This window comes from Paenibacillus hamazuiensis (genome assembly GCF_023276405.1).
In the GTDB taxonomy this organism is placed as follows: domain Bacteria; phylum Bacillota; class Bacilli; order Paenibacillales; family NBRC-103111; genus Paenibacillus_AF; species Paenibacillus_AF hamazuiensis.
In genome coordinates this window covers 8,530,943-8,552,847 of sequence record NZ_JALRMO010000001.1, presented here as the reverse complement: position 1 = coordinate 8,552,847, position 21,905 = coordinate 8,530,943, and the positions used below count along the sequence as shown (strand labels likewise).

At 47.9% G+C, this 21,905-nt stretch carries 17 protein-coding genes and 1 pseudogene; 1 reads left to right on the top strand and 17 read right to left on the bottom strand.

All coding sequences use genetic code 11. The annotated features are described in order from the left end of the window. Positions 1-11: 11 nt before the first annotated feature. The 6 genes and pseudogenes from MYS68_RS37420 to MYS68_RS37395 form a co-directional block, all read right to left on the bottom strand. Positions 12-902: a carbohydrate ABC transporter permease gene (locus MYS68_RS37420; protein ID WP_248930598.1), complete on the bottom strand. Its 891-nt coding sequence runs from the start codon at positions 900-902 to the stop codon at positions 12-14. A gap of 13 nt (positions 903-915) precedes the next feature. Beyond that, complete coding sequence (locus MYS68_RS37415; protein ID WP_248930597.1) at positions 916-1,893, bottom strand: ABC transporter permease; 978 nt, start codon at positions 1,891-1,893, stop codon at positions 916-918. Positions 1,894-2,162: 269 nt separating this feature from the next. Then, positions 2,163-4,526, bottom strand: a complete 2,364-nt coding sequence (locus MYS68_RS37410) for a helix-turn-helix domain-containing protein (RefSeq protein WP_248930596.1) — start codon at positions 4,524-4,526, stop codon at positions 2,163-2,165. 454 nt (positions 4,527-4,980) lie between these two features. Next, on the bottom strand, positions 4,981-5,658 hold the full coding sequence (locus tag MYS68_RS37405) for a stalk domain-containing protein (RefSeq protein WP_248930595.1): 678 nt from the start codon (positions 5,656-5,658) through the stop codon (positions 4,981-4,983). A gap of 423 nt (positions 5,659-6,081) precedes the next feature. Next, positions 6,082-6,480, bottom strand: a complete 399-nt coding sequence (locus MYS68_RS37400; protein ID WP_248930594.1) for a tautomerase family protein — start codon at positions 6,478-6,480, stop codon at positions 6,082-6,084. A 62-nt stretch (positions 6,481-6,542) separates the two neighbouring features. Continuing rightward, positions 6,543-7,629, bottom strand: a pseudogene (locus MYS68_RS37395) (NAD(P)H-dependent flavin oxidoreductase). 331 nt (positions 7,630-7,960) lie between these two features. On the opposite strand from MYS68_RS37395, the gene MYS68_RS37390 reads away from it, so the two are divergent. Beyond that, positions 7,961-8,860: a LysR family transcriptional regulator gene (locus MYS68_RS37390; RefSeq protein WP_248930593.1), complete on the top strand. Its 900-nt coding sequence runs from the start codon at positions 7,961-7,963 to the stop codon at positions 8,858-8,860. A gap of 250 nt (positions 8,861-9,110) precedes the next feature. Here MYS68_RS37390 and MYS68_RS37385 read toward each other — a convergent pair whose 3' ends face one another. The 11 genes from MYS68_RS37385 to MYS68_RS37335 all read right to left on the bottom strand — a co-directional run bounded on the left by MYS68_RS37385 (position 9,111) and on the right by MYS68_RS37335 (position 21,903). After that, the gene (locus tag MYS68_RS37385) at positions 9,111-9,617 is read right to left on the bottom strand and encodes a Gfo/Idh/MocA family protein (protein ID WP_248930592.1); all 507 of its coding nucleotides are present in this window, start codon (positions 9,615-9,617) and stop codon (positions 9,111-9,113) included. 363 nt (positions 9,618-9,980) lie between these two features. Next, complete coding sequence (locus MYS68_RS37380; protein WP_248930591.1) at positions 9,981-10,832, bottom strand: sugar phosphate isomerase/epimerase family protein; 852 nt, start codon at positions 10,830-10,832, stop codon at positions 9,981-9,983. Between the two features lie 15 nt (positions 10,833-10,847). Next, the gene (locus MYS68_RS37375) at positions 10,848-11,759 is read right to left on the bottom strand and encodes a DMT family transporter (protein WP_248930590.1); all 912 of its coding nucleotides are present in this window, start codon (positions 11,757-11,759) and stop codon (positions 10,848-10,850) included. Between the two features lie 28 nt (positions 11,760-11,787). Continuing rightward, complete coding sequence (locus tag MYS68_RS37370) at positions 11,788-12,615, bottom strand: carbohydrate ABC transporter permease (protein WP_248930589.1); 828 nt, start codon at positions 12,613-12,615, stop codon at positions 11,788-11,790. Next, positions 12,612-13,484, bottom strand: a complete 873-nt coding sequence (locus MYS68_RS37365) for a carbohydrate ABC transporter permease (protein WP_248930588.1) — start codon at positions 13,482-13,484, stop codon at positions 12,612-12,614. Before MYS68_RS37365 ends, MYS68_RS37370 begins: the two co-directional genes overlap by 4 nt. Before the next feature lie 70 nt (positions 13,485-13,554). Next, complete coding sequence (locus tag MYS68_RS37360; protein WP_248930587.1) at positions 13,555-14,856, bottom strand: ABC transporter substrate-binding protein; 1,302 nt, start codon at positions 14,854-14,856, stop codon at positions 13,555-13,557. Positions 14,857-14,951: 95 nt separating this feature from the next. Beyond that, on the bottom strand, positions 14,952-16,010 hold the full coding sequence (locus MYS68_RS37355; protein WP_248930586.1) for a response regulator transcription factor: 1,059 nt from the start codon (positions 16,008-16,010) through the stop codon (positions 14,952-14,954). Further along, the gene (locus MYS68_RS37350) at positions 16,003-17,778 is read right to left on the bottom strand and encodes a sensor histidine kinase (protein ID WP_248930585.1); all 1,776 of its coding nucleotides are present in this window, start codon (positions 17,776-17,778) and stop codon (positions 16,003-16,005) included. The genes MYS68_RS37355 and MYS68_RS37350 overlap by 8 nt, the downstream gene beginning before the upstream one ends. Before the next feature lie 280 nt (positions 17,779-18,058). Then, positions 18,059-18,967, bottom strand: a complete 909-nt coding sequence (locus MYS68_RS37345; RefSeq protein WP_248930584.1) for an ROK family protein — start codon at positions 18,965-18,967, stop codon at positions 18,059-18,061. Positions 18,968-18,992: 25 nt separating this feature from the next. After that, positions 18,993-20,480: a glycoside hydrolase family 32 protein gene (locus MYS68_RS37340; protein ID WP_248930583.1), complete on the bottom strand. Its 1,488-nt coding sequence runs from the start codon at positions 20,478-20,480 to the stop codon at positions 18,993-18,995. A 73-nt stretch (positions 20,481-20,553) separates the two neighbouring features. After that, positions 20,554-21,903, bottom strand: a complete 1,350-nt coding sequence (locus MYS68_RS37335) for a glycoside hydrolase family 172 protein (RefSeq protein ID WP_248930582.1) — start codon at positions 21,901-21,903, stop codon at positions 20,554-20,556. Positions 21,904-21,905 lie beyond the last annotated feature (2 nt).

The window sequence follows — 21,905 nt, the reverse complement described above, 5'->3', positions numbered from 1 at the left end:
TCCGAATAGTGTCAACCTTTTATCGAGCCTATCAACACCCCCTTAACGAAATGCCTTTGAAGGAAAGGATATACGATCAAAATCGGTGCGGTCGCCGTGACGATCGCCGCCGCTCTGATGCCCTCCGGAGTCAAATTTTGGCCGCTCACCGCGCCTTCCGAGCCGCCGCCCGTGCTTAAGAGCGCTTCACTGACGTTGTTGATCTTCTGGTACAGCACCATCATGAGAGAAAGCTTCGAGGAGCTGGTAATGTAAATTAATACGTTAAAATAGGCGTTCCACCAATAAACGGCGTAGAACAGGCCGAGTGCGGCAAGAATGGGCAAGGACAGCGGGAGAATGATACGCGCCAGTGTCACCAGATCATTAGCCCCGTCGATCGAAGCCGATTCCTCCAGCTCGCCCGGCAGTCCTTCAAAAAACGTCTTCATCACGAACATATTGTAGGTGCTGATTAAACTGGGCAGCCAAAGTGCCCAGTAGCTGTTCATGATGCCCAAGGTTTTGATGAGAATAAAATTCGGGATCAAACCTCCGCTGAACACCATCGTGAACGTAATCGCCATCAAAAGTCCTTCGCGTCCGCGCAATCGTCTGCGGGACAGCGGATACGCCGCCAGAATGGTGGCGATCAGGTTGAAGCACGTTCCGATCAGTGTAATGACAACGGTGTTGCGCATGCCGACAAACAGCTGTCCATCTTCTATGAGATTGCGGAAGCCTTGCAGCGTCCAGTCCACAGGCCATAGAAATACTTCGCCTGACGCTATGGCCCGCCCCCCGCTGAAGGAGGTGGCTATCACATGAATGAACGGAAAGAGCGTCAAGAAGCCCGTCAAACCAAGAAAAATCACAATCACTCCATGGAATGCACGGCTGCCAAGATTTCTTTGTTCGATCATCTGTCGTCCCCCCTCACCATAAGCCTTTTTCTCCGAAAAGTTTGACCACCCGGTTCATGGACACAATCAGGATGAGCCCGATCACGGATTGGAACAAGCCCAGCGCGGTCGTGTAGCTGTACTGCACGTTCTGAAGCCCCATCCGATATACGTAAGTGCTGATCACATCGGCCACTTCGGATACGGCGGAATTTTGCAAAATAAAAATGTGTTCAAAGCCGATATCCATCATATAACCCATGCGCAGGATGAGCAGAATCGCAATCGTGCTGCGGATGCCCGGCAGCGTGATATGCCATATTTGGCGAATCCGTCCGGCCCCGTCGATACGTGCCGCTTCATAAAGCTGAGGGTCGATTCCCGTCATCGCGGCCATGTATAAAATGGTATTCCAGCCCGCACTATGCCAAATCCCCGACAAAACGAAGACGATAGGCCACCAAAATTGGCTGGCCAGGAAATACACCGGTTCGATGCCGAATACATTGTGCAGCGCCATGTTCACCGCCCCCGAGCTGGGGCTGAGCAAAGCGATGATGATCCCGCCGAGGACGACCCACGAGATAAAATGCGGAACATACAGCAGATTCTGAACGAGACGTTTGTACCATTCGATTCGCAGCTCATTAAGCAGCAGCGCCAGAATAATCGGCACCGGGAAACCGAAAACGACCGTATATACGTTCAGCAGAAGCGTGTTTTTCAAGATATTGAAAAAATCGGGACTGCCGAACAGCTTGCGAAAATGCTTCAGTCCCACCCAGTCGCTTCCCCAGATCCCATCCGCAAACCGGTAGTCCTTAAATGCGATGATTTCTCCGAACATCGGTGCGTACTTGAATACAAGATAATAGGCGATGACGGGAATCAGCATCAGGTACAAATACTTGTCCCGCTTGATGCATTTCCATAACCCGCCTGATTTCAAACGGGCCGATACCCGAGGTTCAGTATGTGGGCTCGCGGGGGCGGCGGCCAATTTTTCTCTCATTCATTCCACTCCTTCATGCCATCTTTCTGTGATGACCCTATCCTACCTCCCTCTGGCGGTTTTGACCATGTACACTTCATCATTAAATCGGCATATGATCACCTTTGGAACGGTGTCTTTTGTTATCATCATGGATGATTATTATCCCTATAACCCCACAAAGTGGCGCCTTGGCTTCGAAGCTGATTCAGGTACTTTGCGGGGAGCCCCGAAATTAAAAAAGCCGGGCTACGTGCGGCCGGCTGGTTGGTTTATGCATAGAAGTGACTTTATTTATCCTCATGGACGTTTGTTTTGCTGCGTTCCAATATCATCTGTTCGCGGTATTCTCCGGGCGTGAGACCGGTAACCTTTTTAAAAATGCGGATAAAACTGTGCGAGTTGGAGTAGCCGACTTTTTCCGCAATGTGAATGACCTTCGCATTTCCCTCTTCCAGCAGCTGTTTCGCTTTGTTCACCCGCAATTGAATCAAATAATCGGTAAAATTGCTCTCCGTGTATTCCTTAAATATTTTACTCAAGTAAGGTACGCTGAGCTGGAACGTATCTGCGATCCTATTCATGGAAAGGTCGCTTTGCATGTAATGTTTCGAAATATACTCCAAAATATGGGCAACGGTCTCGTTGCTGCCGCGTGCGTTGCGCTTTTCAGCTATACGCTCCAGCAGATCTTTGAAAAAACCGGTAATATCCCGCTTGATTTCAACCGCATCTTCGGCGAGCTCGACTTTTTCGTACAGCCTGGTATCCTCTCCGGTGAGCAGATCGACGTCAATCCCGATATCCGAACCGATTTTTAAGGCGCGATGCACTAACTGCAAGCATATTTGCTTCAGCATCTTGGGAGGAATGTTCTCCTGCAGCGTCCTTTGGAACAAAAGCTCCAGCTGCTTGTAGACGGTTCCGGCATCCGCCGATCTCATCGCATCCATCACCGCTTCTTCCAGGTCAAAAAGCCGATAAAAATGTTGGCTGTCGAAATCCTCCACATCTTCTATCGAAATGACTTGATTGGCTCCGAGCAGCATCCGATATTGAAGCGCTTCGTTCGCTTCGCGAAAAGAATGGTGCAGATCCTCCAATTTTTCGTACGGTCTTCCCACACCGATGGAAACGGTCTTCCTGAATTGTTCCTGAACGAAGGTCTTGATCAAATCGGCGACCGATAAGGCTCGAAGCATGTTCGATTGGGGATCATTTTGTTCGAAGCTCATGATCATGACGACGCGCCCGTCGAACATCTCGACAGCCATTCCGTGACTTTCGGAATGGATCAACTCCTCAGCCACGTTGCACATGGCGTAGGAATACAGCTGTAAATCTTTTGAGGGAATCCGGGACTTGTAATCGAGCTCCGCCGACAATACGATATAATGAGCGGAATGAAGGCGGATGCCGAGCCAGTCCAGAGAAGATTTTACATCCTTATACTGAGTCCGGTAACCCATTAACATGTCGGAAACAAGTCTCCACTTCATAGCCGGTATATTTTGCCTCACCTGCTGTTGTATGTTGTCATGCTCCAGAAGAAAGCTATCAAACAACCCTTCCGCCGCTTCAAGATTACCGTCAAGCTTCTCGTTGTTACGTTCCGTCCCCGTACTCTTCCGGGAATTCAACTGTTTATTAATCGAGCGGACGAAGCTTTCAATCGGCCGATATGTAATCGCGTTAACCGTAAATACGGCCGCGATCGCCGCAACGAACATAAGAAGAGAGATGATGAACAGCCAATTGCGGACGGTCAGCAGCTCGCGGTTCAGCTGCAGGCTTGGAATGACACTGACGTATTTCCATCCGGTATAGCCGGATGACGCATAGAAAATCAAACTCGGTACGCCGCTCACCGTCTCGGTGAAGTTTCCTTCTCCGGCACTGCCCAGGATTCGATCGATTTCCTTTCGGGAACTTATATTTTTTCCGAGCATACTCTTATCCGAATGAGAAATGACCACCCCGTCTTTATCGATGACAAAGGCTTGACCGAGCCTTCTGACGTCTTCATTTAAAGCCGAGTTATAAATCATACTCTCGTCCATATTGATAATCAACGCTCCTTTGCGAAAGGAAGGGCTGCTGAGCGTAGGGTAGGATCGTACCAATGTCAACACTTGCTTGCTTACCGGAAAAGGGGCCGTCCTATCTTCGATACTGCGAACGCCCAACCATTTGAAGTAGCCATCGAATGAATCGAAGCCCTCTCTCCAACCTTTATCGAAAAACGCAGCCTCTTCAGATGAAGTATAGGGCGATAAATACAATTTTTGGCCATAAGCGTAAAAATAGATGGAATGGACTTGGGTATTCGAATTCATCACATTTTCAAGTTTCTTCATCAGGTCGCTGTGCCTTTGCATACGCTCCAAATCCGTTGCATAGTTACCGTCGACAAACATGCGGACTTCCGGTTCTTGCAGCAGCCCCAGTGCATCCTTGTCCACTTCATGGAAGATCATTTCCGTTTTCTCCATGATTTGATGCAATAAGGCTGTATTCGAATAAACGAGCTCCTGCTTTAGGCTCTTGGTCGTGTTCATGTAGGATAGCAGTACAGTGGCCGAGATAATGACGAGAAAGATTACTGCGTAGATCATTCCGGCCGCTCGACGGATATTTTTATTAATAAAGCGCATTCAAATCCACCTCGTATAAAACTGCGTTTAACAACAGAGGATGCCTGGAAACAGACACCCTTTTTAGTCTACCTGAAAATCTATTTCAGAGTATCAGTATGCTTTTGTAACGGAAGCAAAATAATTGTATCATTGGATATAGGTAAATCCAATACCAATGTTTCAAGGGATTCAAGCGCTTATAGAGCTGCACTGCTTGCGTTGCCACAGATTCAATGTCTCCATCTATTTCTTTCAGTACATAAGATTCCAATACTCCCATTGTCGCGGGTTCCTAAAAACTTAAAAAAATGTATGGTCCCACGGTATATAATTATATCTATTTCAAACGAGTCCTTTGTCCTATTTGTTCGTAACACCTCGTCGTGGACTTCATCCGGCGGAATTAAGCTGCAAACCAAAATGAAAACGGCCTTAAGTCCAATCAAAATTTGGACCAAGGCCGTTTTCATTATCATTTATAGTAAGAGTCGATCAATGGAACGAAGTAACCGCCGCCATCTTTAACCTGAAGGGAAATGGTTACTGTTTTCACGTTGCCGATATTGACCTCGATGTCTTTCAGCCCGTCATTCGGCGAGATGGTCCCAACATCCTTGAGAAGCGCATTGCTATCAAGATCCTTGATTTTAATATCGGTTAAATCTTTATCGAGCGCCGCAATTTTCAAGTGCAGCGTTTGGTATTTTTTGTCCGGAGTGATGATGAGTGTCGGTCCGCCAGACCCGTCGTGATAATAGTAAGCTTCCTTATAGTCTTTATTTTTGTAAGTCGTTTGCGTCGGATCTTTCGTATAAGTGTAGTCATTAAACTTCTCTGCATTCAAGGGGGTTCCATTCACTTTCTCCCCGAGGATGACTTCCTGATTCGCCGCATCGTAATCAACGGCTACTTGCAAAGCATTTGCAACCGCTCTGACCGGCAAATACGTATTACCCTCGTAAGTTATAGGAAGAATCGCCGAACCTTGCTGGTCATTAAGTTGGACCACGGAACCGTTGACCCGAACTTTGAGATCTGCGTTTAAATAAGCTTTGATTTCTTGCAAATTGGCGCCGGCATATGCGCCCGCCCCAGCTCCGACAAGTAAAGACAATCCCACGATCGAGGCAGCTAACTTCTTGTTTGGCAATGTGTCGTTCTCCTTTTAGCAAAAGTATAAAGACAAAATCATCCAGCTCTCCCTATTGATTATAAAATAAATCGAAAAAGAAGCAATAAGTCTATATATCTATGTTTTCATCATAAGCAAACAACTCGTATTGGTATGTTAATTGTATTGATATACAGTTGAGATTACTTAATTTTACTTAAAATCAGTAGTTTTAGCGTCAAGCTAATAATCAATTCTTTTTTTGAGGTGATTCCATGGATGATAAGAAAGCAGGAATAATCGCACCCACAGTACTTATCGGGATTATTGTGCTTATTGCTGGTGTTTTTTTTATCCTTCTATATCGGTGCATATTTTTCCATAAATTTACTCTTCGTTCTGCAGAGCAGTAAACGGAATCAAAACTTGAAATGTTATGGCCTTAAAATCGCCCCCTTGTATTTAATCGCCTCGTAACTTACCGGTTAAAAATTGTGCCTCACCTAGTCCAAAACTCCAATCAGAATCAGTATTTTCAACGATTGACACCATTAAATCGCTTGGCGATATACCGCACTCGACTTCTAGCCGTTCGGATAATAAGGAATATAGTTTTTGTTTCTTATCTTTGGGTCGAGCTTTACTTACAATGGAAAGAACAACCAGTTTGTCGCTTCGTTTAAACCCTAACCCAGTATCTTCAATAATCATATGATCTGCTGGATGTTCGTGAACGATTTGGTAACGATCCCGCTCGGGAACTTCGAAAACTTCTACGATAACGGCATGAACAACGTCTAAAAGCTTTTTAAGACTTTCTTTATCTCGCCCTTTTATAAGATCAAAACGAAGTAACGGCATTAATTTATGCTCCTTCATTTTTTGAATTATTACTACATTGTCCTACGAATTTATGGCTCGAATCAGAACCGTTCCCCTGAATAGAGAAAACTCTTTTTAACAAGAGCATCTGCTTGCTCAATAGTTTGTTTGACGATTTCAGCTGCAGATTGGTCTTTGGCTAACCTTAGACCCTGTCCCGCCCAGAGTGACATATACTCCGGGTCATTGGCTTTTGCAGCTGCCTGTCGAATGTCTCGCGTCAATGCGTTTTGAATTGGAAAGGCAGGGATTGTTCCGGGATACTGATGCATGTCATTCATAAACGTTGTTCGAATGCCCCTTGCCGCTTTACCCGAGTATGCACGTGTAATTTCAGTGGAGTCCTCATTTGCTGAAAGGATCTTTTGTTTGTATACTTCATGGGCGCCGCTCTCAGGGCAAGCCAGAAACGCGGTTCCCATCTGTACAGCAGCGGCCCCTAATGCGAGGCTTGCTACAAGTCCCCGTCCATCCATGATGCCCCCCGATGCGATAACCGGAATCGAAACATGATCGACGATCTGCGGAACAAGTGCCATAGTGCCAATCAGTGATTCGGAAACATTTTTCAAGAATGTGCCCCGGTGACCTCCTGCTTCACATCCCTGAGCCACAATTGCCGTTACGCCAGCCACTTCCAGATGTTTAGCTTCTTCAACTGTTGTAGCAGTGCCTACTACGACTGTACCCCGCTGCTTCATGGCTTGGATCACGTCATGTGGCGGTATGCAAAGTGAAACTAAATACCGAAATTTGTTCTTCCAGCAATACTTGCACTTGCTCTTCAAACGCTTCTGAAAACTTCGGAATCGATGGATCTGGTGTAATGCCAAGTTTGACGCGGTATCTATTGAGATAATCTGTCATTTGACCGACCGCTTCTTCCGATTCTTCAGGTTGCTCAGGTACAAACAAGTTTACCCCGAAAGGCTTGTCTGTTAATTCCCTGATCTTTCGGATCGCTCCGCGAAGTTGTTCCGGCGTTAAATATGCTGCTCCCAGATTGCCTAAGCCTCCGGCATTTGAAACTGCTGCTACTAGGTCGGGCGTTGTAGGTCCACCTGCCATCGGTGCCTGGAATATTGGGTATCGAATTTTTAGCGTGCGTGTTAATTCAGTTTCAAACATTGCCCAACGCCTCCTGTTATTGTGAGTAGCAAGAATGAGCGGCAAATTGTAACCATTGGGCAGCCATACAGGCATTATGCCCCCCAAAGCTTGCATGATGGAAGTATGGAAGTGTATGAAAACCGGCCGATTCCCATTGCAATGATGAGCATAACAAATCCACTTATCATGGCCTTGGTGGATTCTAACATTTTCGTATGCTTTGTTCCTGCATTCTCCACGAGACCAGCCCCTTTCTAAACTCATTGTATCTCTCGATCGACATCGTGTAAAATGAACCTAAATGATATTAAACATCAAAATTTTCAATACCTTGAACGGAGGAGCGGCGGTGGACATCCGAGACTTGCAGATCTTTCTGGCTGTTGCAAACGAGGGGAGTATTACCAGGGCAGCCGAGAAATTGGAATACGTTCAGTCGAGTATAAGTATCCGTATCCAACAGCTCGAAAGTGAGCTGAAAACTGAGTTATTCCGTCGTGGGCGACAAGGGGTTAAGCTCACAACATCCGGTGAGGCATTAAAGTCCTATGCTGAGAAAATTATCTTTCTTACTCAAGAGGCTGAACGAGTTGTGGCAGATAACTCGATCCCGAGAGGAACTCTCCGGATCGGATCTCTTGAAACCACAGCAGCCATTCGGTTGCCATTTATTCTCACCGAATACCATAAATCCTATCCAGAGGTCGACTTGACACTAAAAACGGGAACGACCGAAGAACTCATCCATTTAGTGTTGAAGTACGAATTGGATGGAGCTTTTGTAGCTGCTCCCGTTGAGCATGCAGAGCTCGAAACTATAGAGGTTGGGGTTGAGGAACTTGCGCTCATCTCAGGAGAACAGTTCCCCTCCATTGAGCGGCCGGAACAATTGCGTAATCTTCCTTTACTGGTGTTTCGTGTTGGTTGTTCTTACCGCCGAAAACTGGAGGATTGGCTACATTTGAAAGGAATTCTCCCTGCAAAGATCATGGAATTCGGAACATTGGAGGGAATCCTTGGATGTATTCACGCTGGCCTCGGGGTCTCCCTATTACCTCGCTCGGTGGTTGAGAGAGCCCTGATTAAATATAACTTGCAATCTCAAGACATTTCGGAAAATTTCGCCAAAACACCGACTCTTTTCATTCGCCGTAAAGATGCCTTTGAAAGTGTAGCTGTGTCTGAGTTCATCCGGACTGCACAACGTAGTTTCAACCATATGGAACCCGATTTTATTCAAACAAAATAAACTTAACGAGTCGTGTCTGGCCAAGATTATGCAGTTCCGCTACTTCTTCTTATTCCATTCGGTCAGGCACTATAAATTCATCTTCTCATTATTCTTTTGTATTCTAAAGATATGTTAATTTTTCATTTGTTAGTTAAAAGAGTGAAGCCAAATTTCACGCTTCACTCTTTCCCTCGTTTCCATGTATTCCAATGTTATCAAATTGCACCTTGGTGCTTCCGGTTAAGGCAGTTTGGATTTTCTCGAAGACTCAAAAATCATGAACGCTTGAATTCCTGAGATGCGATGAACATTTGTAAAAAAATTGTTCACTACAACTTAATAAATTTGCCAGTTGCTTGAGATTCAAAAGCCGCCAATATAACCTTGAGCGAACATGCGGAGGCATAAACCGCTGATTATGGCCAACCATCAAAAAGACGCTATTCCTTCGCGCAGCTTCTATTATCTGTTCACCTTCTTCTACAGTAGAAGCCATCGGTTTTTCAACCAGAACATGTGCACCGGCATTTGCAGCGGCAATCGTCATTCGAGCATGCAAATAGTTCGGCGTACATACACTCACTGCGTCCACTTTTTCATTTTCCAAATAATTCTTCAAAAGAAGAGTAGCTTTTCCCTCCATAAGCTGCTGCCATCTCTTCTGAACGCTCGGTTTTCGGATCGGATATGCAACCAGCTCCACATTTGGATTGGCGGCATATTCCGGAATATGTCTGCGCTGTGCGATAGATCCGCAACCAAATACTGCCTCCATTACGACGGAATAACACCACCACCGCCACCCATGATGCAGGCGAGTGAGTAATTTATATTTTTTTGGATTTATATCTTAAACGCAAAAAAACCGCCACTTATGTGACGGTCATTAATTTAAATTTGATTAACAACCGGATCATCCCATTCGGCAACCCCCCGTTTTCCACAAACCGGTTCAACCGGTGAAGAAGTTCATCTGGAGCAGCATATAACGCCGGCGATATCAAAGGGCTTTGACGCTTCGAAATGGTTTACATCCGGTTGAATCCCGTAAGGGCCGAGGAGCGGGAGACACCGCCGCTGCTACGTCCCCATGTACAATAACGTACATGGGAAACAGCTGACATAGACATAAGTTGATCTAGTCTTCCTTCAATAACCGCTCCAAATTGCCGTAGCTGATGGCCACGCCTTCCACCTCATCTTTGGCCGTTACATCCTGCTCGACAAAAATATACTCTGCGGAGCCGATGCTTCGCGCTGCTTCAATAATCGCACGTATATTCAGCGTGCCGGTGCCGATCTCGCAAAAATGGGCGGGATCCTGCGTTTTATACAGCTCGTTGATCGTAATGCTGCTCGTTGCTCCAAACACATCAAACCAGTTCACAGGCTGCACAGTGACCGGCAAATCCTTTTGATGCAGCTTTTTGCAGCGATCCCCCAATTCATGAAGCCATACGATCGGGTTAGCTCCCCCCCTCACCGCCCAGTACGAATCGAATTCAAAATGAATCAAATCTTTCTCCATGTTGTTCAGCAAGATGTCCATCACCGTCTCGCCTTCAAACTGCTGAAATTCCTGAAAATGGTTATGGTAATACAGGCCCAGCCCGTTCGTTTTGCAAAGCTCGCCGTAACGGTTGAAGGTTTCGCAAAACCGGAGCACATCGTCCTTATTGGAGAAAAAGGCAACGGAGCAGCCGATGGCCGTGCTGCCGATCGTATGGTTAGCCTCGATGATCCCTTCCCATTCCGTTTCTTCATTGATATGGGTATGACAGCCGACCACTTTCATCCCGAGCCGATCAAGCTGTGCCCGTACTTCCTTCGCCGACAGCCCGCCGATTAGGCTTAAGCCTTCGTCAGTTTTTCGGATGACCATTTCCAGGTTCTCATAGCCGATGGCCGCTAATTTTTCCAATGTCCCTATAAAATCTTGCTTCAGTGCATTTTTGACCGAATACAGCTGCAGTCCCATGGATAAACTCATATTCCATCCCCTCCGTCAAAGTTGTTTATTTCGAATTAATGAAACAATGACGCCTGTAATAACAAGGAAAGCACCAGCTATTTGACTGACCAGCACATCCTCTCCCATGAAAATACTCATCATCATGGAGGTAATAGGAACGAAGTTAAAAAATAGCCCCGTGCGAGAAACTCCAAGTTGGGATATACCTTTGTTCCACCATAAATAGGCCAGCACGGAACCGAATAATGCGATGAAACCAATAATCATCCAAACGTCCGCCAAGTTAACCAAATGATCAGGTTTTGGCTCAAGTGGGAAGTTCATAAATGGAATAAAACAAATGGCTCCAAAACACATAGTAAGTGCCGTTGTTTTTTGAGGAGTACTATCTTTTAAATATTTTCTTCCTAACACTCCATAGAGAGCCCAACAAGAATTTCCGCACAACACTAACAAATCTCCAACAGATACTGAGCTCAACTTTGTTATGGAGCCTGCCGTAATGACAAACCAGACTCCTATCAAGGAAAGGATCATGCCCAGCAGTTGTTGCCTGCTCATCCGTTCCCTTAGCAGCAAAAATGAACAAATTAAGGTTACCGCTGGATTCGCCGCCGTGATTAGTGCCGTGTTTACAGCCGAAGTAGATGACAATCCGCTAAAAACCAATGCGTTGGTCATGAAAATTCCAATGACTCCTATGAAGAAATATCTTATTAAATTGGGCTTCAGCTGCCGATAGGTCGGCCTCTCCTTCAGGTAATAAATAAGGAGCAAACAGCATGCGGCTATTAAAAATCTCCAGCCTACCACATTCATCGGACCGATAGCACTAACGGCTATTTTCCCTAAATTAAAGCTCACTCCCCATAAAATAGCTGATCCGATGAGCATCAAATATATCTTTCCGTTTTTCACATGTGTCGATCCTCTCTCCGTAATCATCCGGGACCACCTGTTTGCGGGCAAACGCTCAACCTTTAACCGCACCTTCCGCTATCCCCGATACAATGAATTTCTGGAAAATCGCATAAATGAGAATAACCGGAATCGCCGTCAGCACCAAGGCCGCCAAAATTAGCGACCAGTCTTTCGTATATTCACCGAATAATTTATTGGTAGAGAGGATCAGCGTATAATCGTTAGCATCCTGAATCATCAGCAATGGCAGCAGGAAATCGTTCCAAATCCACAAAAAATTCAAGATGCCTGCAGTAACGGTAATCGGCAGAAGCAAAGGGAGAATGATGGTCGTAAACGTTCTGAATTGCCCGCAGCCGTCCATATAAGCCGATTCCTCCAGCTCGCGGGGAATAGACTTCACAAACCCATGGTATAAGAAGATCGCCATGTTCACGCCCAGACCGATATAAATGACGGCAAGTCCGTAGATGCTGCCTTGCAACGACAGGCTTTTTGCCGTCTTCACCAGCGGGATCATGATCGAGTGGAAAGGCACCAGCATGGAAGAGATGAACAGGAAGAAAATCAAACCGCTCAGCTTGCCGGGCGTTCGGGACAGCTTATAGCCTGCCAAAGAAGCGAACAGTAAGATGCCGGCAATCCCGAGCACCGAGACAATCACCGTATTTCCGAGACTGGACAGCAGTTGAGTCTTCTGAAGGGCATCCGTATAATTCTCGATATGCATTGCAGTCGGCAGCGACAAGATGGAGCCGAATATTTCTTTTTCCGTTTTGAAAGAGTTCAAGACGGTCATGTACAAAGGAAAGAAGGAAACAACCGCAAACAGCGACAGTACGATGGTAATGATAAAGGAATACAGCCTCGCCGTCCTCACGCTTCCACCTCCCGCTTCTTCATCACAAAAACCTGAACAAAGGTAAACAGCATGATCATAACGAAGAGAAGCACCGATTTCGCGCTGGCATAGCCGTAACGGAAGTTGCTCGAGAACGCTTCCTCAAAAATATTCATGGTGATCACCTGCGTCGCTCTGCCCGGCCCTCCGCCGGTCAATCCATAAACGACGTCGTAAACCTTAAATGCGCTGTTTAAAGTAAGAAAGAAGCATATCGTAAGCGCATGCGTGATCATGGGCAGCGTGATATGAACAAGCGTCTGAACGGGAGTGGCGCCGTCGATCGTGGCGGCCTCGCGAAGCGATTGCGGCACTCCCTGCAGGGCGGCCAAATAAATAATCATCATATACCCGACGCCGTGCCATAAGGAAACGATGGCGATGGAGAAGAAGGCCACCTTCGGATTCCCGACCCACTCTTGATTCAGAAACAACATCCCCGTCTTGGCGGCTAGCTGAGGCAGCACTTGAGAAAACACGAAGGTCCATATGAATGCGCTAATAATCAAGCTGACCATATTCGGCATAAAAAAGATCGTTCTGAACAAACCTTTCGTCTTCCGCCGCGATTCGATGAGAATCGCAAGCAGGAGCGCGATCGCATTTTGCGCGATGACCATGAAGACGACGTATTTGAGAGTAAACCTAATTGCATGAAGAAAGTCGGAATCTTCCGTGATCGCTTCAACGAAGTTGTCTAAGCCGACGAAACGATAGCTTTTGGCGAGCCCGTTCCAATCCGTAAAGCTGTAATAAAAGCCGCCTAGAGTCGGAATCATCAGCATTACCAAATAGGTGATGAATGCCGGGGCGACGAATGCGAGCAAGGACAGATGGCTGTTTTTCATTATTACGTGCACCTCCAGGAAGGGATAAAGACAGCATTTCTGCTGTCTTTATCGTTGTTCGTTCGCAGAACTATTTGTTGATTTTATTGGCGTTCTTCCAAGCCTTGTCCAAGACGCTGATGACGTCATCCTGCGAAATCGATTTGGAATAGTACGCTTGCAGCAGCTTCCCGACCTCGTCCTTGACCGCAGGCGGCATGGTCGGATCTTTGTACGCTTTGCCCTCTTTAACATAAGTCAGCGCTTCGTTAATCCACGGATAGCTTTCGAACGTATGATTTTTGGCATTCGGATTGTACTTCAAGCTCTTGAACAAATCGTTCGTTACCTTATCGTCCAGCACAAAGTTTACGAAATCGTACGCCACTTCTTTGTTTTTGCTGCCCGCAGCGACAGCGAGCGAAGTGGAGACGCTCATATTGATCATCGTGGCGTTCGGATTATCGTTGACCGGCAGCGGCGCAACGCCGAACTGCAGATCCGGGTTCGACTTCAGAAGCGTATCGGCATACCAGGGTCCCATCACCCACATCGCCGCTTTTCCTTGAGCGAACGCCGCCGCGCCTTCGGCTGCGGATACTTCCAGCGCCCGTTCGGTTCCGTTGGCATTCACCAGGTCAAAATTGCCAAACAGCTGATTTTTGATCTCCGAGAACGAACCTTTGTCGCTGTTCATCCGGTCGACGAAGTCCTTGTTTTCCGTATTGACCAGTGCACCGACGGTTAGCGGCAAGAAGAGCTGCGGCGATCCCGCTTCTTTATAGGCCAGCTGGAAAGGCGTAATTTTATTTTTCTTCAACGTCTCGATCACCGACTTCATTTCGGTAACGGTTGTCGGCGGCTTCAGCCCGAGATCGGCAAATATTTTCTTATTGTACAAATAACCCCAGTTCAGCGTTTCAAGCGGTACGGCCAGCACCTTGTTGTCAATCGTGACAGCCGGTCTGACGCTATCCAGAATTTTACCCGCGAATGGCTGCTTGGACAGATCATCTACATAACCGGCTTTATAATAAGTCGGCAGATCGTTGATCGCGTGCAAGGAGAACACATCCGGACCATCGTTGGCCGCCAGTCTTGTTTTCAAAATTTGCGGCGCTTGATCGATCGGCGGCATTTCCATCTGCACTTTGACATTGATGTTTTTCTCCGCTTTCTCTTTGGCCGTGAAGTCGGCGACAAACTTGTCGTATTGCTCTTTGAATCGCGGCTGAGCCAGAAAGACCTTCAAGGTGACTTCCTTCGGCGCGGCCACGCCGCTTCCCGAAGCTTGATTGCCGGTATTCCCGCCGCCATCGCCTTTTGCCGAGCATCCCGCGAGCAGCGAGATCGCAGCCGCCGTACTCAACATGACCTTCCAACTTTTTCTCATATATTGCGACCTCCCTGTAATGGATTACATTTTGATTATAAAGGAATACCGGAATCAGTTAATTAGATGAATTTACCCGCTTTCATTGCATTTTTTTAACCTTCTTCTTGATTTTTGCGCATTTCTCCGGGAGCTATGCCGAAATATTTCTTAAACACTCTGTAGAAATAAGCGACATCTTCGTACCCGCACATTTCAGCCACCGCTTTAATCGGAATCCGATTGATGACGATCAGCTCTTTGGCCTTCTCCATTCGCAGCTGTTGCATATAGTCCGTAATATTGACGGCAAACTCGCTTTTGAATGCCCGGCTGAGGTAGACATAGCTGACAAAATAAACTTGGGCGATCTTCTCCACCGTAATGGGCCTGGTGAAATTGTTTTCGATATACCTTTTAATATCCCGCAAATTCAACTTTTTCTTATTTTTCCGTTGATGGATCAAATCTTCGATGATAGAAACATAAAGCTTGGACAATTCCTCCACGACCGCTTCCCATGAAGAAAATCCGCATGATTCTAAGGGCAGGGGATCGCCATCAACCAAGTTTTTCGCCATAAGCTCTTTCAGTAAAAATAAATACTCCTGATACACGTGTTCCATCTCGAACGCTTCCAATCGCTTATAGGCATCGATTTGGGCCCCCAGCTGCCGGAAAGCGGATTGAACGTTGTCCGCATCCAGATCGGCAAAGGAAGAAGCGATGGCGGGCATCGCATTTTTGATCATCTTCGTCAGCTCGATATCGAACGCAGCGTTCTGCCCCGCCGCAACGGCAGATTCTATCTCCTCTTTGCACTTTCGCAATACGGCATTCAGTTCTCTGGGATCGATCGGTTTCAACAAGTAATCTTTTGCTTTCGAGAGAATCGCTTGCTTCATATATACAAAATCGTCATGCCCGCTAACCACGATCAGCTTGATTGCCGAAAACCGGCTATGGATCTGTTGCAGCAATTCAGTCCCGTCCATGCCCGGCATGCGCATATCCGTAATCACAATATCGGGAGACTGTTCCTCAACGAACCGAATCGCCTCCAGCCCATCGGCGGCTTCCGCTATAATGCGCATCCCGTAGGCTTCCCAGTTGCCGAACCTCTTGATGATGTCCCGATTCCATTCTTCATCATCGACAATAAGCACCTTAATCACTGGTGACGCTCCTTTCCTTAGGCAGCAGCAGCCGAATGGCGGTCCCTTTGCCGGGTTGACTGTCGATGGACAGTCCATAGAGGGACCCGAAATGCATGCGAATTCTCGCGGCCACATTATTCAAGCCGATCCGTTCGTTGCCTGCCCGAAACGGTTCGATTTGTGTCTCCAGCTGGTGCTGAAGCTGAAGCAGGCGTTCGGGAGGAATGCCCACCCCGTTATCTTCAATCAAGATGAAGATGCCTTCCGCAGTATGCTTGACCGTAATATGAATTTCCCAAGCTCCGGTTTTCTTATCCAAGCCGTGAATGAATGCATTCTCCACAATAGGCTGCAAAGTGAGCTTCGGGATCGCACAGGATTCTACGCCCGGTTCCAGAAAGATGTACGTCGATATGCGGGAAGTAAATCTTTGCTTCTGAATGTGCAAGTAATTTTGAACGTGATCGAGTTCCTGCTGAAGCGTCGTCAGCTCTTCCGGATCCCGGATAATATAGCGGAACATGTCGCTTAACGAACGGATGACATCATAAATTTCGTCCGGTCTTTTGGAGAACGCCATACTGCCGATCAACTGCAGCGTATTTTGCAGAAAATGCGGGTTGACCTGGGCCTGCAGCGCCTTCAATTGGGCGGTCTTTTTCTCCAAATTCATGCTGTATTCCGTCTTGATATATTCTTTGATCCTTTTGGACATATTGTAGTAGCGCATCTCCAGCAGTCCGATTTCATCTTTCCTCGTAACGGGCGGAGTTTCATCCTCTTTCGGAGGGACCATCCCTTGCATGGCCCTAGCCAATTTCACAATGGGCTTCGATGTCTTCCAGGCAATGATAATAGCAACGAGGACGGAAAGGAGGATCGAAACCGCGCCGATAATGATCGCGTACTGCCAAGTTCTTCTCGCGCTGTCGTTAATAAAACTGCTGGGTATCACTTTGATGACGTTCAAATTCCATGGCGGGATGTTGCCGTAAAACACATATTCTTCTTCCGTTCGAAAATAACCCGAACCGGAGTGCATGCGGTTTTGAAGCTTTATCAATTGATCGGCAGAAACGGGCTGACCTCCGAGGGAGTATAGGATCTCGCCTTGTTGATTGGCGATGATGACCGTTTGTTCGCTTCCCGGAGTCAGCAAATTCAGCGTATTGTCCAGATTGGACCAATTGATTTCAAGCGCAATGCCGCCAAGTCGTTTCCGGTCTTCGAACCGATTGATGGTCCGCATGAGATAAAAGACGCCGGTATGTTCTTTATTTTCGATGATGAAATCCACGTGCTTCTTGAAAAAATCGCCGAACGGTTCCGGAATCCGCGGTGGCGTGAAAACCTCGATATTGCTGCCGCTGACGAGAAATTGTTTATTCGTATCGTTCAAATAGATTTGAATCCCGGATAAATAATTGACGTTGGAATAAAAAATCGAGGTAACGGCATTCACGAAACCTTTTTGAGCGTTAAAAGCAATGGAAGGATTGGCATCCCCCATCTTGCGGATATAATCGTTGTAGCTTTCGTTAATAAGCTGGGTGTAAATAATATTGTTCATTTGCTCGAACCGTTCCCCCAAATAACCCGCAGTCCATTCGATTTTTGACGAGTTGGACTCAATGACCTCCGCTTCAACCGATCTTCTTGTATTTTCGGCGGCAAGCAAAGAGATGAAGATCAAGGGGACGCAAGAAATACCGATCATCGTGACAATCAATTTATTTCGAATACTGCGTTGAAAAGGATCCAGAATGAACTGGATAATCCTGGTCATTATTCTCAATGAACTCACAGCCTTTTTCTACGAAGTCACTTGCATCATTCATTATAACATTAGACCGGACCCCATAACTTTGAGGAACCCGGTCTAAGGACGTCATAATGAAACGCTATAGCTGTCTGCCAAACAGATTTACCCCTTACCACCGGCATCTGTACTGCTATTATAATATGGAAACAGATCCGATAGATTAGAAGGAATTACCCAAATTTATTGTATTTTTTTACCCTCAAGCAAAAAAAGAGGGGTTGCCCCCTCTTCAATGTACTTCATACTATGGTTTTTGCTGCTGCATGCGGCCGGCTGCCTTCAATCCTAGCGCGAGCGCTCCGCAAAGTCCGGCATCGTCTCCCAAGCCCGGCGGTACGATATACTCGTCAATTCGGGCCGATATCGCTTTCGCGCTTACATATCCGTTCAGGTTGTTTTGAATCTCGGTACGAATCATCGGGAACAATTGGGTCTGGTGCATGACGCCTCCTCCAAGAATGATTTTTTTCGGAGAGAGCATCAATATGGCGTTGGTTACGGCCTGGCCGACGTAATACGCCTCCAAGGCCCATGCCGGGTGATCGTTCGGAAGCTCGCTTCCCTTCCGCTTCCAACGTTTTTCGATAGCCGGGCCCGAAGCCATCCCTTCCAAACAATCCCCGTGATAAGGACATATGCCCGGAAAGGGCTGTCCATCCGCATGGTCTTCGACATGGCGTCTTGTCAGCATATGGCCGCCTTCCGGGTGGACGAGCCCGTGCGCCAAATTCCCTTCCGTATATACCCCTATCCCGATTCCCGTGCCGACGGTAAAGTACAAGCAGCTGCCCAGTCCTTTGGCCGCCCCCCACATGGCCTCCCCGAAGGCAGCGGCATTTACGTCCGTATCCCATCCGAACGGAACGTCGAACGCCTGCCGAAGCGTATCCAGGAACGGAAAGCCCGCCCAGCCGGGCTTCGGAGTGGTCGTTATATACCCATAGGTCGGGCTGGCAGGATCCAGGTCGACGGGACCGAACGATCCGATGCCGATTGCCTCCACTCCTTTGCCGTTAAAATATTGAATCGCCCGCTCCATCGTTTTCTCCGGATGCCCGGTCGGAAAGCTCGCCTTATCCTCGATGTTTCCGGCTTCATCGCCTACTCCGCAAACAAATTTTGTCCCGCCCGCTTCGATAGCGCCGATACGCAAGATGAATCCCCCATTTTCCGCATATTTACCAGGCGGATCTCAATTTCCAAATATCCATAGATTTGACGATCACCGTATCTCCGACTGCATATAGATCGAGAAAAACACTTGCCGGATCGGGATAAATATTGTTCGTCAGCGCAACCCGGTAATGGTCCACATATATTTCAACGACACAAGTATCGATAAAAATATGCAGCGTCAGCGTCTCGGAAGCTTCCAGGCGAACGCTGCACACCCCTTCGCTCCATCCGTCCGACCGGTTTCTGTCAAACGTCAGCTCTTTTTTGCGCAGATTGTAGCTGAGAACCGTTTGCTGTTTGCGGTCCTCGGAGGCTCTGAGAATAAATCCGACTTCTTCCGCTTCGGAGCCGGACAATTGGAGCTCGGCTTTGATTTCCAAACAGTCGCTGGCCGTATAATCCGGAAGAAGCGGGGTACCCGGCACAATTTTGGCATTCGTATAATGATAATGCTCTCGCCTGAGCACCTGCAGCTCTTCGACCGGCGGGAAACTCAATCTTCCATCCTCGCCAAGCTCCACCGTTCTCGGGGCCGACATGGCGCCGCACCAATTGTTTTTCCCCGTAGGTCCGAAGTTTTTAAACCACGGCATCCAATCCCATGCATTCAGCCAGGCAATGACGATTCTTCTGCCTTTGCCGTCAAGGAACGATTGGGGGGCATAATACTCGTACCCGAAATCGACATCGCCTATTGTATCCCATGTAAATGTACCCGTTTCGTAATCCATGTCGCCGACAAGATAGATCGTCTTTCGCTCGCCCATTCCCATAGGCGAGAACATCAGCACGTAGCGGTCTCCGAGCGGGAAGAAATCGGGGCATTCCCACATCGAGCCCATCGTGCCGTCGCTCTCGGCCAGCACCCCGACATAATCCCACACTCGCAGATTCGGCGATTTGTACAGCAAAGCCTTGCCCTGGCCGTCTTTGCTCGAACCTACCACCATATACCAAGTATTCTCGTGCTTCCAAACCTTCGGGTCGCGGAAGTCGGAGGACCCGTCCTCCGGAGGCGTGCTAATGACAGGATTGCCTTCGTATTTGCGGAACGTAATGCCATCCGAGCTGGTCGCCAGATTTTGAGTCTGAATCACCGCGCCGTCGCGAATGACGGTTCCCGTGTACAGCACCGACAAGATGCCGTCGTCGTCAACCGCGCTTCCCGAAAAACATCCGCCTCTTTCGTGAAGGTCATAGCTCTCGCTCGGAGCGAGTGCGATCGGAAGGTGCTGCCAGTGAACCAGGTCCTTGCTTTTCGCATGCCCCCAATGCATAGCTCCCCACTCCGGTGCGTACGGATAATGCTGGTAAAACAAATGGTATTCGCCCTTGTAAAAAATAAGTCCGTTCGGGTCGTTAATCCAATAAGCCGGCGCCATGAAATGATATTTCAAGCGCATGAGGTCTTTGCTTACTGAATCTTTCACTTTGGCGATGGAGTTTTCCGCTTTCAACAATGCTTCGCGATGCAACGAATCGTTTGACATTACGATCTATTCCTTCCTTTATTCGGAATCATGGAGCCGGTTAAGTCCCCGGAACAGACTTATCCGTTTGGTTTTATGAGTGAAAGGCGTTTCTTACCGCCTTGCTTTGCTCGATGTTTCCGCGGGAATGCTGCGCCAGCCTGTCTTCTTTTTTCTTCACCTGAGCCGCGCGGCCTTCCGCATATTGCTCCATCCGCGTTTTGGCCATTTCGTACGACTGCTGCATCTCCTCGTTCAGGGCAACCGGCTTCAGCGGTCCCGGGCTCGGGAATTGCGGCATCCGCTGGATGCGCTCCTCTACCGGCAAAATACCGAAAGGCTCGGACGGCAGCGTCTGATACCAATACGCCGTGGAGGACCAATCGTCGGACAGATGATTGGCATGACCGTGCTCGATCGTCACCTTCAAGCTTTCCGAGAAGTGAACCGGGTCGGTAATATGGAAGCGGTACGAAACTTGGTAACCCGGCACATCGCTTTCGTGAATGATCGAGCCGTGGAACGGGAACGCATTTTTTTGCATGCCCCAGGCATGATTGAAATAGTCTTCGGCGCCAGTACCGACAATGCTCGGGAGCTTCTCGCCGTCAATGAAGATCATGTCGTCGCCTTCGCCCCACCAACTGCCCTGAAAATGGGTCACGGACAAGTTGCAGCCGATATAATGCCCTTTTCCTTTCGCTTCCAGAATCACATAATTGCCTTCACCGTCCAGATTGGCTATCCGGTTTACTTCCGGCGTATTGACCTGCAGGTCCGGCCCCCAGCCGTCGCAAGGATTTTCCCGGCGCCACTGCGCGTGAAAATAGGCGGTGTCTTCTCCAAAAGGCTGCTTATACAGCTCATAGTCGATATGGAAGTACAAGCCGAACGGCACGTCGTTTTCATTGATGATTTCAATCTTGGCCCGTTTGTTGAACGGCATCGGCAAATAGCAGTTGACCGATGCGACGCCGCCGAACTTGAACTGCTCTTCCGGCTTGACGGATACCGTGAAAGGCAGCGAAGCAAAGTTGCCCGGCATCGAATGGCCGATGCAGAAAAAGTCGCCGTAAGGAACCAGTACGCTCGGGTGATCCTGATCGTCCCAGGTCATTTTAATCAGCACTTTACGGTACCACGCCGGATCGGCCGATTCCCAGGTTACTCCAAGCGCATTATGAATTTCGTTGACCGGCGCGATATTGCCTCCCCATTCCGGATGTATGACGCTCGGTCCGTGAACTCGGCGGCAGAAGGAAGTCATCCACAGATGCGTGATGCTTCCCGGGCCTTCAATGTCCCCCAGTACGATCGACTCTCCGGCGGGAATCATCCAATAGTCTTGATTTTTCCCGTCCTGGTCCCAACTGGAGACACGGGCGGAGCGGACTTCCTTGATTTGGGTCAAGTTTCCAAGCAGGTTCAAAGATTGATTTCGCATAC

What these genes read in the sequence shown, in the direction of transcription:
- MYS68_RS37420 (WP_248930598.1), bottom strand. Translation starts at nt 902, where the DNA reads ATGATCGAACAAAGAAATCTTGGCAGCCGTGCATTCCATGGAGTGATT.
- MYS68_RS37415 (WP_248930597.1), bottom strand. Translation starts at nt 1,893, where the DNA reads ATGAGAGAAAAATTGGCCGCCGCCCCCGCGAGCCCACATACTGAACCT.
- MYS68_RS37410 (WP_248930596.1), bottom strand. Translation starts at nt 4,526, where the DNA reads ATGCGCTTTATTAATAAAAATATCCGTCGAGCGGCCGGAATGATCTAC.
- MYS68_RS37400 (WP_248930594.1), bottom strand. Translation starts at nt 6,480, where the DNA reads ATGCCGTTACTTCGTTTTGATCTTATAAAAGGGCGAGATAAAGAAAGT.
- MYS68_RS37385 (WP_248930592.1), bottom strand. Translation starts at nt 9,617, where the DNA reads ATGGAGGCAGTATTTGGTTGCGGATCTATCGCACAGCGCAGACATATT.
- MYS68_RS37380 (WP_248930591.1), bottom strand. Translation starts at nt 10,832, where the DNA reads ATGAGTTTATCCATGGGACTGCAGCTGTATTCGGTCAAAAATGCACTG.
- MYS68_RS37375 (WP_248930590.1), bottom strand. Translation starts at nt 11,759, where the DNA reads ATGATTACGGAGAGAGGATCGACACATGTGAAAAACGGAAAGATATAT.
- MYS68_RS37365 (WP_248930588.1), bottom strand. Translation starts at nt 13,484, where the DNA reads ATGAAAAACAGCCATCTGTCCTTGCTCGCATTCGTCGCCCCGGCATTC.
- MYS68_RS37360 (WP_248930587.1), bottom strand. Translation starts at nt 14,856, where the DNA reads ATGAGAAAAAGTTGGAAGGTCATGTTGAGTACGGCGGCTGCGATCTCG.
- MYS68_RS37350 (WP_248930585.1), bottom strand. Translation starts at nt 17,778, where the DNA reads ATGACCAGGATTATCCAGTTCATTCTGGATCCTTTTCAACGCAGTATT.
- MYS68_RS37340 (WP_248930583.1), bottom strand. Translation starts at nt 20,480, where the DNA reads ATGTCAAACGATTCGTTGCATCGCGAAGCATTGTTGAAAGCGGAAAAC.
- MYS68_RS37335 (WP_248930582.1), bottom strand. Translation starts at nt 21,903, where the DNA reads ATGCGAAATCAATCTTTGAACCTGCTTGGAAACTTGACCCAAATCAAG.